The organism is Paenibacillus sp. FSL R7-0272, assembly GCF_037969905.1.
GTDB classification, from domain to species: Bacteria; Bacillota; Bacilli; order Paenibacillales; family Paenibacillaceae; genus Paenibacillus; species Paenibacillus polysaccharolyticus.
This window is the reverse complement of the sequence record NZ_CP150221.1, coordinates 3,056,239-3,072,075: the sequence shown is the minus strand read 5'-3', so window position 1 is coordinate 3,072,075 and position 15,837 is coordinate 3,056,239. Positions and strand designations below refer to the sequence as shown.

Genomic DNA, 15,837 nt, shown 5'->3' with positions numbered 1-15,837 from the left:
TGTGAATCCTTGTTTCGAACACCTGTAGTAACGACAAAAAGCTGCTCTCGGCAGCTTATTTCATCTCAGACAGTCTCGTCGCTTTTACAACGTAGGTCGCAAGCCCAGGAAACATTCGAGCTAGAGCAGGATAAAAGCGGTTGGTTTTAGCAAAGGCAAGATTTTGAATCGTTCTGGCTCTTCGAAGCAATGGTGCGAACTCCCGATTCGCTTCGAGTGTATACTCGCTTTGCCATGTGGTATAGTCAACCTCGTCCTTAAGGTATGCATCTGTCCACCGCGCGCACACGATTGAAGAACGAAGGGCAACGGACATCCCGTCTCCGCACAGAGGTGGAATGACCATCATCGTATCCCCAATATGCGGATAATCGGACCACGGTTCCGGGACATTAGACAATTGCAAAGGCGCAACAGACACTTGGGTTCCCTGAATGGCTTCCCCTTCTGCTAAACGAGCCGCCAGATTTGCATTCGTCATCGCGGCCGCCTGCAAAATCTCTGTTACGGACTTGCCGCTCCCCTGTACAGAATCAAGTGTTAACAATGCGGCAACATTAACCGTGTCGTTTTCAATCGGGGATATGCCCACATAACCACCATCACAAAAATATAATTCTACCCTCGCCGGTATGTTAATACCTCTGTAATGAGATTTGACACCGACATATATCGTCTCGTCCCGAACCCCTTCTTCGCTACTTGTTCCTCTCAACTTTTTGCTGCCATATGCCCCGATAACCGCCTTGGCTTGATAACATCTCCGTTCATTGCCCTGCTTCACCTCGACTTCATAACTCTGATTTTCAAGTTGCCGGATCGAAGCAATATTCACTTTCGTTAAAATTTCAGCCCCGGCGGTATAAGCCTGCTGATGCAGAAGTTGATCCAGCTCATATCGGCTTATTCCATAGGCGAATCCAGGCAAAGGTGCTTCAATCTCACCACCATCCGGCATCGTAATTCGAGCATGATCCATACTGCTGGGGCTCTTCTCCTGATTCAACAGATGAATGCCAAGACGCTCCAGCATCTCCTTCGTTTCAGGTGACATGAACTCCCCACATGTTTTATGTCTGGGAAACTGTTGCCGATCGAGTAACAACGTTCGATGACCTTGCCTGGCCAGTTCGATCGCACAACTACTGCCCGCAATGCCAGCTCCAACAATGATTACATCGGTTGATTTCATCATGTTACGAGGCCTCCCTTTCGCGGAATCACCACAGAATACCGAAATAACGGTTTCCACTCATAGCTCATCGTGTCATGGTTCAACCGCTGCTTGAGTTCCTGCCAATCCTGATCTGTAAATCCCTTGGCTACTGACAACGGTCCGTCATGACGAATATAACGGTTACGCGAGATAAGTCTGGTTGTAATCCATACCGCTCTATAAGACACCGGATGACGGTGAATGTCGTTGATAACCACGCCATATCTCGAAGCACGAAGCATATGACCAACCATGTCCACAAGCTGTTCTCCTTCGAAATGGTGAATGAACTGTGAGCCTGTCACAATATCGGCTGAATCATCAGGCAACGCTGTTAGATCGGCACGCTGTACTCGAACACGAGGCTCGTTCTGAAACAACTGTCTTGCTTCCTCACAAGCCTCTTCGGTCAGATCCACTAGCGTAATTTGCATATCTATCCCTTGTTTTTTCGCCCAATGTAATAGCTTCTGATTCACATCTCCTGAACCCGCACCAACGTCCAGCAGTGTTAGGGTATCCGGCTTACCGACGGATTTCCATAACTTCTCCACACCGGACACGGTGGGACCCGGAGCAGCAAATATTTTGTTCAACCGCCGTAAATGTCGCAACGCTTCACGCAGTTCTTCTCCACCCATCGAAAAGTCATCCATCAGTTCGTCTTCTCTGGCACGACTGCTTAATCTTCTAAAGAAGGACATGATCCTGCTCCTCCATGACCGAAGTTAACGCCGGAACATACGTGAATTTCATTAATTCTGCAGTAAGTCCGGGACCAAAAGCCATAGCTACGCCTTCCGTCGATGATTGTTCCTGCTTTTTCATATCCATGCGCATCGCTTGCAGTACAAACAAGATCGTATTCGAAGACAAGTTGCCGTAATCTCTCAAAACATCCCGACTGTACTTCGTCTGTTCCGACTTCAAATTCATCACTTCCTGAACAGAATCTACGATTCCTCGTCCGCCCGGATGTATTGCCCATAGTTCGGGGAGCTGTTCACTTTGCAGCAAAAGACTCAGTTCTTCTTGCAAATGATTGCCAAGTAACTTCGGGATGCGTGGCGACAGATGCAAATCATATCCGTAATCGGCCACTTTCCACGTCATGTCCTCCGTCGAATCCGGTAGCAACACCGAATATCCGGTTCCCAGACTCAGGTAGTCTCTGTGCTGCGCTTCTGGCGTACCCACGATGGATGCAGAAGCGGCATCTCCAAAGAACGACGCAGCAAACAGTGCCTCCCGATCATGCACCGGCTGGAAATGAAGCGTGCATAATTCCACGCAAACAACCAACACTTGCGAGCCTGGAGCACCCTGTACGACGTCACGAGCCATCTGGATTGCTTTTAATCCTGCTGCACAGCCCTGAAAAATAAGTGGTAATCGGTTCACTCGAGCAGAAAGTCCAAAGTGTTGGATCAATTGCACATCAAGTCCTGGCAGATACTGCCCGGTGCAGCTGACCGTTATGATGTGAGTTATCGCTTCGGTAGAGATCTGCGCGTCTTGTATCGCTTCTTGCGTTGCTCTAATCGCCAGAGGGAGCGCCTCCCGCTGGTATGTATCCATGCGTTCCCGTGTCGTTGGAATATCCGGCTGTTTACCAGAAGGGATATAACGGCATTCTTCCAATGTTCCAAGATAACTCGGTTCCACGGTATACCGTGTCTCTACACCACAGGATTTGAAAATTCGCTTGGCAAACCTCGCCAAATCCGGTCGATCAACCAGTGAAGAAGCGATAAGCTCCGCAATGTCCGGCTGAGCTACCTTGTGTATAGGAAGAGCCGTTCCCATGCCAAGAATGGCGATATCACTCGAAGGGTTATTTGGATTCATATGAACCTCCTAATTTTGGTTATGATTACCTGCAGTTAACACTTCTTACCCTTTATAAAAAAGTTGTAATCCCCAAAATGATATTGTCCCATATTAAATTGTTGCTAAGATGTATTGAAGCCGTAACATGACATCACTGTTTCCAGGCGACGAGTTCTCTGCCCGGATTATATATTTTATTAAGATGATGACATACTCAGAAGGCCCCGTTTGACGAACTTTATAACTTCACACAAAAAAGCCGCCCATAGGCGGCTTCAACGTCATCGTTCTATATCAAACTTCTGCACGGCTAAAAACGTTCCTCAACTTGTCACTCATCAAATACCAAGCATCTTCAGCCATTTCAACATCGCCATGATGTGTAAAACCGTGCACTGCCCCTGCGTACTCTTTGTGGGTCACCTTTACACCGTCTGCTTCCAGCTTCGCGGCATATGCACGCGCTTCTTCAGCTAGAGAATCTCTCTCCGCAGTAATAATCAAAGCCTCAGGCAAATTAGAGAGTGATTCGGCAAGCAACGGAGAAGCTAAGGGGTTCGAAGCATCCTCTGGTTTTGATAAATACATTGCATTAAACGTTCTAGCCACATGGGCTGGGATAGCTTCCGGAAAATCAGGTTTCTCCCCGGGTTCTGTAGCCACGTCCAGCACAGCATAATCAATAATTTGGAGCAGTATTGGTAATTCGCCCCCACGTTCCCTATTCAGCAAGCATACCGATGCTGCCAGATTGCCTCCCGCACTATGACCACCAATAGCAAACATAGCTGCATTAGCGGAGAACTGATCTGCATTGGAATGCATCCATTTCACGACGTCATAACACTCATGGACAGCCGTGGGAAATTTGTGTTCAGGTGCTAACTTATAATCAATGTTTACGACGAGGCATGCTGCACGATCTGCAATCAAACGACACCAAGGGTCGTCCCCGTCAGCCTGACCCAGCACAAAGCCGCCTCCATGCATGTTAAAGAACACGGGCCAAGTTACGGCTTGTTCGTTCTTCTTGCGGTTCGGCACATACACCAACACCCGGGTTTCTCCGGCGGAGGTAGGAATCGTGTATTCTTTTACAGTAACATCATATGTAAGACTTGGTTGGAGACTCTGCTCATTTCCCGAGCTTTGCTGACGCATTTGTTGAACCATGGCGATCTGCTGCTGTTGATCCATTCACATCCACTCCTCATCATCTTTGTGTATTCCGAAAACTGCTACAACCGCATCTGGTCTCATTAAATCTATTCGCTCAGTGTCTCCTGAATCCTCTTTGGAAGCTTCTGCACGATCAGGTCATAGGAGTGATCAATCATGGCATATATGTCCTCATTTGGTAGGGAACCATCCAGTTTAACGGTATTCCAGTGCTTTTTATTCATGTGGTAACCGGGAATAACAGCCTCATGCTGCTCTCTCAGGTTCTCCGCAATGATCGGATCACATTTCAGATTCAAACGACTGTTCTCTCCATTGCCTTCAAACAGAAGTGCAAACATTTTATCGGCTACCTTAATCACTGCCGCTTCAGGCCCGAATGGAAATTCCTTCACAGCACCTTTTTTGCCAAGACAATAATTCATAATACTATTAGTCACAACATTTCCCCCTCTAAACTGAACTCGTTTATCTTCCATTTTAATCGAAGCCTTACACAAAGAAAACCTCCTCCAATAGATCGGAGAAGGCTTCGTTCCTAGTATGTTAATTAACTTTATCATTGCGCGTTTTGCTACGGCGCTGTTGGCTCTGATAGGAAGAACGGCTACCTATTTGGCTATGATCTGCTTTACGCACTCTCTCAGATGACGATGCACCCTTAACTTTGGCTTGAGGATTGTCGCTACGTCCGGAACGTGAACCATTCGAGCTACGCTCTTCGCTTCTACCACCGGATGCTACTTTGTCTCGTTTGGTAAACCATTCGGACTTTGGCTTACGCGCCGGGTTGGCTTTGGATTTCGCCGGTTTATCCGCAGTAGCGCGATTAAATCCAGATCTACTGTCAGCTGTTCTGGAATTTGGTTTTGTCCGTTTACCTTGATTCGTTTGATTCATTGGGGTAAACACAGGCGTATTAGTCATCGGGTAAGGATGATCCTTCACTTCGGGAATCGACTTCTTGATGACTTTCTCGATATCTTTCAGGAAAGGAAGCTCATCCTTCTCACAGAACGAGATCGCCATCCCGCTTTTCCCAGCTCGTCCTGTCCGTCCAATGCGGTGAACATAAGTCTCAGGGATGTTCGGCAGATTGAAGTTGATGACATGTGTCAACTCTTCCACATCGATACCTCTCGCGGCAATATCGGTTGCGACCAGCACACGAGTTACACCACTTTTAAAATTGTTCAGCGCCCGTTGCCGTTCATTCTGTGACTTGTTACCGTGAATGGCCTGCGCCGTCACGTTTATTTTGGCCAAATCTCGCGTAACCCGATCAGCTCCGCGTTTGGTCCGAGTGAATACCAGTGCTGTAGCAATGGATTTATCCTGCAAAATATGATTTAACATGTTCTGCTTCTTGCCGTGCTCCAGCAAATATACAGACTGTTGAATACGATCTACCGTTGATGATACCGGGGTAATTTCCACTTTCACAGGGTTCACCAGCAGTGTTTGCACCATCTTCACAATCTCTGGCGGCATGGTTGCTGAGAAGAATAAAGTCTGTTTTTTGTTTGGCATCTTGGCGATGATGCGTTTCACATCGTGGATAAAACCCATATCAAGCATACGGTCAGCTTCATCCAGTACAAGAATCTCTACTTTGCTCAGATCAATCTGCTTCTGATTCACCAGATCCATCAAGCGTCCGGGTGTAGCAATGATAATGTCTGCTCCCTGTTGCAGCGCGCGTTCCTGTACTCTTTGAGATACGCCTCCCACAATCGCCACAGAGCGAATGTCGGTGTATCTGCTGTACATTTTAATATTATCGGATATTTGAATGGCTAGCTCCCTTGTTGGGGACAAGATCAGTGAGCGAATCGCGCGGACGGATTTTACTTTTTGATCTGACTGTTTACCGGGAGTACCTTGTTTCTGCTTACTGCCTTGGCTTAACAACTGGATAATGGGCACCGAAAATGCCGCCGTCTTACCTGTTCCCGTCTGCGCACAACCAAGTAAATCTCTGCCCGCAAGCACGGCTGGTATGGATTGCTCCTGAATCGGAGTAGGTTTACTGTAATTTGCTTTTTTCAATCCTTCCAAAATCGGAGGGATAATGTTTAATTCCTGAAATGTCATGTTATCTCCTTCATCTACGCACATCTCTACATAAAACGAATCTTTATGTCACACGTAACAGTTAAGGATAACACTAAATCACGATTCTGTATATCTTTTTGAACGTTATTTGATGATTAGTCCCATTAATCCGGCAAACGTGGCTGCCTGATGCGGCGCGATTGCGCACCCGGCCAGATCCTCCAGCGTAAGAACAAGAGCATCAAATTCACTATCACTGAGGTCCAATCCTTTCATAGGTGTTCCGGTAAAAGTCACCTGATCCAGTCTACATGCACCGAATGCGATCTTTTGTAATTTCAGATATCCGAAATCCGCACCGTTCAAGCTACACTCGACATACTCAACCTGTTTGAGATGGGAAAAGCGAAAATTGCTATAATCGCATATACTCTGCACAATGCTAACGTTCTGCCACCTGCTACCGGAAAAGTCCGTGCCGACCAGTTTGCAATTGGCCCACTCCGTGCGATGCATAAACGTATTTTGCAGATTCACATTGGAAAAGTCGCAGTGCTCGAACCGCACATCCGTAAACTCACAATGTTCAAGTGATGACTCCAGAATGGTTACATGCCGGAACACCACGTTCTCGAATGATGCTTTGCTCACCTCCAGCATGTCCAGTGTCATATGTTCAAACAGTCTGTCCTTGTACTCTATTTTCGAATCCAAAGTATAGGTCGGTTCAGATTCAAGCAACTGCAAGGTCAGTTTGGGTTTCTCTATTTTCATGCGATCCTCCTGAAATGAGTCGAGATTATGCCAGCCTGGCTATTGTATTCTTAATCGTTAACCTTTTACAGCCACAACTCGCATTCTGGCAATATCCAGATTCCACTGCCCTTCACGATAAAGCTGCGCTTTTACTTTCTTTTCGACAACCTCCATCATTATCTCCTGCTCGGCTGCTTCAATATCATGGAACAGATACGAAGCAAAGCTAGTGAGCCATGGACGGACTCCCTGTTTCAGTGGCCTCATCGTGTCAGCATGTTGTATGAATAACACTCGTAATCCATGCTGCTCCAGCAAGCTTGAAAACTCACCTACGGTAGGGTGATACCACGGATTACGTCCTTCCCATGTGTATCCTCTTGTGAGCAACTCGTCCCGAACCGCATGAAGAAGGATCGCCGTATTACCGCTTCCTGCAAACTCAGTAACAAGACGTCCTCCTTCCTTTAACGCCAATTGCACGGTTTTCAAGGCAGCTGGTGCATCAGCCATCCAATGAAATGCAGCATGAGAAAATACAGCATCATAACGTTCCTTTGTCCGATAATGAGCAGCATCTGCGATCTGAAAATCCAGTCCGGGATGTTTCTCCATAGCCTGTGCAATACTCTCTTTAGAAAAATCAATTCCGGTGGTAATTGCTCCGGTTGCCGCAATTTTAGCCGTCAGTATGCCATTCCCACATCCCAAATCCAAAATCCGTTCTCCGGGGGATGGCTGTAACATCGTTAGGAGAGGCATGGATTGTATAGGAAGCTTATTTTGAAGGTCTTCGATCGCTGGAGTCGATTCATTTATTGAAAAAGTAGATGAATTTTTACCCAATGAACTTTTTGTTGGAAAGGATTGTTTATCTTCCGGTTGCATAACTTCTCTCCTTCACATTAGAGACATAATATATCTATAATACCTTAAATTATTCGGAGAAAGATGTCAATCTAACCTCACCACTAAGGTCTAACCACTAAAATTTAACAATCACAGTCTAACAACGGAGGTCTAATGTTTCTACCCCCTCCTAAACTATCCCTTAATAAACTCACTTCTAGTAATCTAATTTCTAATAAACTCACTTCTAATAAACTCACTTCTAATAAAAGAATTCCTAATATATTTAGCATTGCACATAAAATCCGGATTGCATCATTTTCATATAAAATACAAAGAAGTGCCTTACAGGTTACAGCTCACCTGCAAGACACCCCCAAATTCTATTCCAGGCACATCTAATCCCTATAATCAGCTCTCTATCCTTGGATGATTGTATGTGGGCACTAATTTATGAAAACAGTAGACCACTCCTGGCCAGTTAGAAAGTTCTAACGATCACCAGAAACGCTATTTGGCTCGAATCAGGCAATGCTAAATTTTAACGATCACCAGGAAGCTTATTTTATAATAAATCAGCATTTTATCCTGAAAAAGCGCGATTCTTAGTCGAATAACGTCTGTGGTGATCGTTAGAAAAATTTACTCGCTAAAACGCCCCGAATAAGCTCTGTCATGATCGGTAGCGTTTGACCCTTCACTCAACTCGCTTGCTGAGGAGGTGCTCTACTTCAGTGGCAGCATGCTTGATTCGGATAGCCCACTTGATTCTACTGTTATTTACGCATTCAATCACACCAATCCAGTTACACCATTACCGCAGTCTCTAACACCGCAATTTTTTCAGTCGATTCAGCTTGACCTTTGTCTTTCTGCAACAGTGATGCAATATCACGCGTTAGTGCTTCTACGTTTTCCAGACGAGTGGCCCAACTGGTACAGAAGCGAACCGCACTACGGGAATGGTCAACCTTTTCCCAAAATGTAAATGTGTAGTCTTCACTCAATTGTGCCAGCAAGGAATCCGGCAGAATCGGGAACTGCTGATTCGTTGGAGAATCATACAAGAACTCCACACCATGTTGCTTAAGGGTATCATGAATTTTCAAAGCCATATCAACGGCATGACGGGAAATTTCGAGATACAGACCATCTTCAAACAACGTTTCAAACTGAATACCTAGAAGTCTTCCTTTCGCCAATAAGCCACCCTTTTGCTTGATAATATAACGGAAATCGCGTTTCAACGCATCATTGAGAATAACAACTGCCTCACCCATCAATGTACCAATTTTGGTTCCCCCAATATAAAATACATCGCAGAGTCGAGCAAGATCGGCCATCGTCATATCACAATCTTTGGATGCAAGAGCATAACCGAGACGTGCTCCATCCACAAAAAATGGCAGACCACACGCCTTGCTTACTGCATACAGCGCTTCAAGTTCAGCTTTGCTATACATTGTGCCATACTCGGTCGGTTGGGATATGTATACCATGCCCGGTTGCACACTGTGCTCTGGTGACGATTCCTGTGCATGTGCATCATAGGCAGCTTTCACTTGCGTAGCCGTAATTTTGCCGTCCGGACTCGGAACCGTCAGCACCTTGTGTCCTGTCGCCTCAATCGCACCTGTCTCATGAACAGCAATATGGCCAGATACCGCGGCAATGACGCCTTGATGTGGACGAAGAATAGATGCAATTACCGTTGTGTTGGTCTGTGTACCTCCGACGAGAAAATGTACATCTGCCTCTTCTTGACCGCAGGCCTGCCGGATCAGCATACGCGCACGCTCACAATGATCATCTGTGCCGTAACCACTCGTTTGCTCCATATTAGTTTCCATTAATCGCTGCAAAATGCGTTCGTGCGCACCTTCGTTATAATCACATTCAAATCGTATCATCGTGCTCTCTCTCCTGCCTTCTTGTTCAGCTTCTCTTGGATGTTCATCATAGAGGCATACACCTCTTGAATCTCTTCTTCGTTTAAATTTTGCATTAATTTCATAATCTGCTGATCGGATCGGTCATTCAGTTCAGCAAATAGCACCTGCCCTTTTTCCGTCAGGCGAATGAGGCTAACCCGGCTGTCTTCTGTGGAATCCACCTTAATGAGCAGTCCTTCCTTTGTCAGCTTGTTCACAATGCGGCTCATGTAGCTGCGATCAATCGTTAGTGTATCGACCAGATTGTTTGCAATGCTTTCGCCGCGCATGCCAATCTCGATGATGACGCGTACCTCGGCAAAAGAATATCCCGTCCCGAGAATATGCTTATCAAGCACCCCGAGTATATTCGTATAAAAACGGTTAAACCGCCGCATGTCTGCCAGAACCTCAGGTTGAATATGTTGAGAGCTCATTACGAAACCTCCCTTTTAGTGGACATTGTCAACATTATATTAATCAGGATTGTGGACACTGTCAACATTATTCTTCCAGTTCAACATCTCCAGACATCGGATCTCTAAAAGAACACAAAAAAGCCGCGCATTGCGCGGCAACTTCAAACAAATTTAACGAACTTGGTGAGACACCAGCCTACGAGTGATTGTGTTGAACTTGATGCAGGCGGCTGTAAATGCCTCCGGCAGCAACCAGCTCTTCGTGATTGCCTTGTTCAGCGATGCCATCGGTGTTCACCACGATAATGCGATCTGCATTTTTAATTGTGGTCAGTCGGTGAGCAATCACCAGCGTTGTTCTGCCTACCGACAATTCGGCAAGAGATTGCTGGATGAGTGCTTCCGTTTCCGTATCCAGGGCAGATGTCGCTTCATCCAAAATTAGAATGGGCGGATTTTTGAGGAACATGCGGGCGATGGACAAACGTTGTTTTTGCCCACCGGACAGCTTCACTCCTCGTTCGCCAATAATTGTGTCCATGCCGTCAGGCAAGCTTAGAATCAGGTCTTCCAATGAAGCACGGCGCGCCGCCTCCCAGATCTGATCCTCGGTGGCGGTCAGATCGCCATACGCGATATTTTCCTTGATCGTACCCGAGAACAGAAATACATCCTGCTGCACGATCCCGATCTGTTTACGTAGAGATTGCAACTTAATGTCTCGAATATCCATCCCATCCACCGTAATTCGGCCTTCTTCTACTTCATAAAAGCGTGGAAGCAAGCTACAGATCGTCGTTTTACCTGCACCTGAAGGTCCGACAAAAGCAACGGTTTCCCCAGGACGGACCGACAAGCTAATCTGATTCAAGATGCGCCGGCTGGACTCGTAACCAAACGACACATTTTCGAAGCGGATATCCCCCTTCACCTCACGCAATTCGACCGCCTCTTTGCGATCCGCAATCTCAGGCTCGGTGTCAATGATCTCCAGGTAACGTTTGAACCCCGCGATCCCCTTCGGGTAACTCTCAATCACGGCATTAATCTTTTCAATCGGGCGGAAGAAAATATTCGACAAGAGCAGGAACGCCATGAAATCGCCCATGTTGATTCTGCCATCGATGTAAAACCACGCTCCGCTGATCATCACAAACACGGTCACCAGACGCATCATCATATAACTGACCGAAATGCTTTTCGCCATCGTTTTGTACGCTAGCAGTTTGGTTAAACGGAAATTGGCATTATCTACAGCAAACAGCTTTTTCTCATGATCTTCATTGGCAAAAGACTGAACGACACGCATACCGCCTACGTTGTCTTCAATACGTGCATTGAAGTTACCGACGTCACCGAAGAGTCTCCGGTACGTTTTGGTCATCCGACCGCCGAATACAATAATCACCCACGCCATAATCGGAATGATGATAAACGTTAGCAAAGCCAGCTCCAGGTTGATATTGGCCATCAGCCAGAATGAGCCAATCAGCGTCATCACGGCGATAAACACATCTTCTGGTCCGTGGTGAGCCACTTCGCCAATATCATTGAGGTCATTCGTGAGATGACCGATCAGATGCCCCGTTTTACGATTATCAAAGAACCGGAACGAAAGCTTCTGCAGGTGAGCGAACATTTTCTCCCGCATATTTGTTTCGATGTTGATGCCCAGCATATGCCCCCAGTATGTAACAACGTAGTTCAATACCGTATTGAGTGCATAGATCGATAACAGCACGATACACGCCAGTAAAATCAGTGGCCAGTCTTGGCCTGGTAGCAGTTCATTGATAAATTTACTAACCGCAAGCGGAAATGCCAGCTCCAGCAAACCCGCAAATACAGCACAGCCAAAATCGATCAAAAACAGTTTTTTATACGGTCGGTAATACGAAAAAAAACGACGAAGCATTTCGATTCACACTCACTCTCCACATTCATATTCGGTTATACAGTGTATACCATTCTATACAGTCTACCAAAACATGTAAACCTATTCTCGTTGATCGATAGCTAAAAAGCCTCCCCCATATCATAGAGAAGACTTTTGGCATGTTGATTCTGTAAATACGTGCGAATACGCTTTCTATTTTTTCAATGAAACTTCAAATCGAGAACCTGTCTCACCCGCGAATACAATACGCCCGTTTTCAGGTAGAACAACCTCATTCTTGCCACTAACCACTGTATGATTCACACAAACTCCTGTCTGATCATATACAGCAAAGGCGGCATTTGCAGGCATCTTCACTGTCATAACCTGACCTACGGTAGCTGACGGCACGGAGAACCATCTGTTATAACCTTCTGGCTGGATCGTTATCTTAGATTGCTTTCCGCTGTAAAGTGTCTGGACAATCTCTTCACTGGCGTATTCATAGCCTGTAAAATGAATATACTCTATACCATTTTTACTGGAAAAGTAGATATCCCTTGCATCCCTGCCAGCCATGCCGGGAATCTGGAGTTGGTTCACTGCATGGTCGGCTCCAACAATTTTGTGATTGATCATATACCCGGGAACACCATTCCCTGTATCCAATGGAATGATTGCTGAAGAATGGAGATATGCCGTGGAGGTATATTTTTCATTCATCAAATAATATCGCTGCCCATCACGCTGATCCCAAGCCGCCTTAACGTCGTTGGGCAATGGATTGTTTTCGAGCTTTTGTGCCGTATATTCCGAGAAAGCAAGTTGTCCTAAGCCAGGTATGGACAGATAGGATCGAGACCACAAGTAGATATGACCTTTTGACTCTTGAACAAATTTTAATTTTTTTGTGCCTTCCTTATTAACAAACGTTCCATCCGACGTATAGATGTATTGATCCACAGGACTATTCGGAACCATTTGGGGAGTAATCAACAGTTCTCCAGTAGAACCTACATCCACCTTCATAACCGAATTGTTGCCACCATAGATTCCCGCATACTCGGACATTTTTTTTGGCATATCCGCCTTTACAGGCATGCCAAACGACTTTTCAGGTTTGCGTTCTTGAATGATACCTTTGGTCTCGAGTGCGCTAAGTAACAGTTCGCTCGCTATCAATTGATCAATTGCACTCGATCCTCCTGAAGAAGTAACGGCTGCAGCCAGATTATGCTCTGGAAGTACGACCAGAGATGAATGATAAGATACGGTATCCCCACCCTTCGTAACGGCCTTGATTCCATAGTCACTGAATGGGAACAAGTCCACACTATCCCATCCTAATCCGTAAGAAATAGAAGAATCACTCTCTTCTGGCCACATGCCTCGTTGGTACTCCTTTTGTTCCATGGCTTTTACCGACTTCTCTGAAAGAATATCTTCAGCCTCACCTGTGAAGAGTTGTGAAAATTTCACAAGATCCTCAGCGGTGGAATATATCCCTCCGGTAGCGATGATATTATAATTCTCTTGTGGAAGCTGAACCTCGGACAAAGGAGAATAAATCGCCGCCATTTCTGCCGTGTTAACCACATCCTGCGGCGTTTTGGTGTGCTCCATGTTCAGAGGTTCTGTAAAATATGTGTGTATATATGCCGTAAAGCTTAAGCCACTGACTCTTTCAACCAGATGTTCAGCCAATGTAAATGCATCGTTAGAATATACCGAATACGCACCTGGTTCTGCCTTTAGATTCTGTGTCGCTAGTTGATCCAAGAAAGTATCATGTGTGTAAGTATCATTATCCCCGTACAATGTTGCATTATGGCTTGAAGTGCCGAGGAGACCTGCCGAATGATTCAACAGCATACGTGGTGTGATTTGTTTGTAGCGCTGATCTTTCATCTTAAATTCTGGAATATAACTCGTCAGTGGTTGATCCAGATTTACCTTGCCTTCGTCAACAAGCTTCATCACGGATGCTGTCAGAAACATTTTACTAGTCGACCCTATGCCGTAGATGGTATCGGATGTGAGCGGAACTTCCCCTTTAGAGTCATTTTTGCCTGTCTGCCCGGAAACAACAATCTCTCCTTGATCCATCAGCGCATATTGCACACTGGTTACCCCGTATGTTTCGGTAAGTAGGCTAGCCTTCTCCACCACTGTTTTCTTGGTAGTCTCATACATCAGGTCATTGCTCTTAGTGACAGAAGGTGCAGCCATAATAGTACCTGGTGTTAACATGATTATCACCAGACTCAACGCAACAATTGAAGTCCGTTTCTTAACTATTGTTTTGATCATACCCTTGTTGATCTTGATATCTTGGGTTATCATTCACATCTCCTCCTGTTCTGTGGTCAGACCTTCACCTTACGATATGAAACAAGCTTAATCGATTCAGATGTACTCTTCATGAAGTCTATATGAACGGAACATGAACAGGACAAATTAGATTCGGCGTTAATCTGTCATCCGATAACCTTCGTTACAGTTGCCCAGGTTCAACGAATTTCACCTCAGGATATCTGTCGTTTGCTCCTTGGATCAGGTCTCCACCTGTTCCTTTCAAATGTTTATTGAAAAAATCAAGTACATACTGGTTTACAATCCATGACCCTCTGCTACCATTGATATCTCCCGTGATGCCTGTCAGTTTAATCAACGGAGAATAAAATTGCAGATCCGCAAAATTGAAATGCTGGGTCCCTTCTACATAAATCACATTTCCTTGATGATGGATTACATTTTTCATAATTTGAAGCTCATCCGAAAGCTGTTTAATCACTTCGTTATCCGAATCTGTATTGTTTTTAAAATCGACTAACCAATCTTTAAAACTTCCTGATCTGATGAACATAAACGGCTTTTCGAGATCATCTCGATTCTCCACCTCATACAGTGACCCATCCATATTAATTCCGGCTTTAATTCGATGATCTAAATAAGCGGTATTAAACGCAGTAGCTCCCCCGAACGAATGTCCCATCACGCCTACGTGTTTTAAATCCATCTTTCCTTTGAATTGGCTGTTGATTATGCCTGAATTTAATTTTTCTATATGACCCATTACAAACTCTACATCCTGTGTCCATATTTCCCCGACTTTTCTACGGTCGTCAATGGTTTTCATCTTGGTTCTGTAATCCGTTACACGTCCATCGGGAAAAATAGTAGCAAACGTACTATACGTATGATCGATGGTCACCACGATATAGCCATGACTGGCCAGATTCTCGGCCTGTGATGCATGTAAAAACCTGCTGGTTCCCATGCCATGGGATAACAGTACCACCGGATAAGGACTTGTCGAGGGCAATATTTCTGCATTTTTATAGGAGCTCGTTTTACTGTACTTCCAGTAATCAAACACAAAATCAGGCAGGTTCAAAGAATTGGAGTATGTCTGAATATACTTCTTGAACATCTCTTTATCTTTAGGGAAAAGAAATTCACTTTGATTGTTATCTTTATTTGCAGTGGGATACCATATCTGGATCATGAGCTCCCTCTTGTCACTCTGCTCCTCCGTTAAGACTTCATCTCTACTTGAATCCGTTAAGTGAAATGTTTGAGTCCCGACTTTCTCTGGTCCATCAGGTTTAGGCAAATGAAAGACAGGCAAGTACACCATCAAGCCGACAGATAACGCTAATAAAATAACAATGAAAGAGGCTATACTGTATTTCAGCGTTTTCCCTATTTTAATAGCCATCCTCT

General features: G+C 45.3%; 13 protein-coding genes. All 13 read right to left on the bottom strand.

What is annotated here, in order from left to right; genetic code table 11:
• Positions 1–55: 55 nt before the first annotated feature.
• The 13 genes from MKY23_RS13610 to MKY23_RS13550 all read right to left on the bottom strand — a co-directional run bounded on the left by MKY23_RS13610 (position 56) and on the right by MKY23_RS13550 (position 15,832).
• A complete protein-coding gene (locus MKY23_RS13610; RefSeq protein WP_336122644.1) occupies positions 56–1,195 on the bottom strand; it encodes an NAD(P)/FAD-dependent oxidoreductase in 1,140 nt (379 codons plus the stop codon).
• A complete protein-coding gene (locus tag MKY23_RS13605) occupies positions 1,192–1,920 on the bottom strand; it encodes an SAM-dependent methyltransferase (RefSeq protein ID WP_339838826.1) in 729 nt (242 codons plus the stop codon). The genes MKY23_RS13610 and MKY23_RS13605 overlap by 4 nt, the downstream gene beginning before the upstream one ends.
• The gene (locus tag MKY23_RS13600) at positions 1,907–3,064 is read right to left on the bottom strand and encodes a type III polyketide synthase (RefSeq protein WP_339838823.1); all 1,158 of its coding nucleotides are present in this window, start codon (positions 3,062–3,064) and stop codon (positions 1,907–1,909) included. The genes MKY23_RS13605 and MKY23_RS13600 overlap by 14 nt, the downstream gene beginning before the upstream one ends.
• Positions 3,065–3,340: 276 nt before the next feature.
• Positions 3,341–4,243: an alpha/beta hydrolase gene (locus tag MKY23_RS13595; protein ID WP_339838820.1), complete on the bottom strand. Its 903-nt coding sequence runs from the start codon at positions 4,241–4,243 to the stop codon at positions 3,341–3,343.
• A 68-nt stretch (positions 4,244–4,311) separates the two neighbouring features.
• Positions 4,312–4,665 (bottom strand): MmcQ/YjbR family DNA-binding protein, encoded by a 354-nt coding sequence (locus MKY23_RS13590; RefSeq protein WP_221788668.1) that lies wholly within the window; start codon positions 4,663–4,665, stop codon positions 4,312–4,314.
• A gap of 106 nt (positions 4,666–4,771) precedes the next feature.
• Positions 4,772–6,319 carry a DEAD/DEAH box helicase gene (locus MKY23_RS13585; RefSeq protein ID WP_339838817.1) on the bottom strand — a complete coding sequence of 516 codons (1,548 nt, stop codon included), beginning with the start codon at positions 6,317–6,319 and terminating at the stop codon, positions 4,772–4,774.
• 105 nt (positions 6,320–6,424) lie between these two features.
• A complete protein-coding gene (locus tag MKY23_RS13580; RefSeq protein WP_336122638.1) occupies positions 6,425–7,054 on the bottom strand; it encodes a pentapeptide repeat-containing protein in 630 nt (209 codons plus the stop codon).
• A 57-nt stretch (positions 7,055–7,111) separates the two neighbouring features.
• Positions 7,112–7,924, bottom strand: coding sequence for a class I SAM-dependent methyltransferase (locus tag MKY23_RS13575; RefSeq protein WP_339838813.1), 813 nt, complete (start codon positions 7,922–7,924; stop codon positions 7,112–7,114).
• 767 nt (positions 7,925–8,691) lie between these two features.
• Positions 8,692–9,795: a low specificity L-threonine aldolase gene (locus MKY23_RS13570; RefSeq protein WP_336122636.1), complete on the bottom strand. Its 1,104-nt coding sequence runs from the start codon at positions 9,793–9,795 to the stop codon at positions 8,692–8,694.
• Complete coding sequence (locus MKY23_RS13565) at positions 9,792–10,253, bottom strand: MarR family winged helix-turn-helix transcriptional regulator (protein WP_167375624.1); 462 nt, start codon at positions 10,251–10,253, stop codon at positions 9,792–9,794. The genes MKY23_RS13570 and MKY23_RS13565 overlap by 4 nt, the downstream gene beginning before the upstream one ends.
• Before the next feature lie 178 nt (positions 10,254–10,431).
• Positions 10,432–12,150: an ABC transporter ATP-binding protein gene (locus MKY23_RS13560; protein WP_336122635.1), complete on the bottom strand. Its 1,719-nt coding sequence runs from the start codon at positions 12,148–12,150 to the stop codon at positions 10,432–10,434.
• Between the two features lie 174 nt (positions 12,151–12,324).
• The gene (locus tag MKY23_RS13555) at positions 12,325–14,454 is read right to left on the bottom strand and encodes a serine hydrolase domain-containing protein (protein ID WP_339838807.1); all 2,130 of its coding nucleotides are present in this window, start codon (positions 14,452–14,454) and stop codon (positions 12,325–12,327) included.
• A gap of 151 nt (positions 14,455–14,605) precedes the next feature.
• The gene (locus MKY23_RS13550; protein WP_253494751.1) at positions 14,606–15,832 is read right to left on the bottom strand and encodes an alpha/beta fold hydrolase; all 1,227 of its coding nucleotides are present in this window, start codon (positions 15,830–15,832) and stop codon (positions 14,606–14,608) included.
• Between the last annotated feature and the right edge of the window lie 5 nt (positions 15,833–15,837).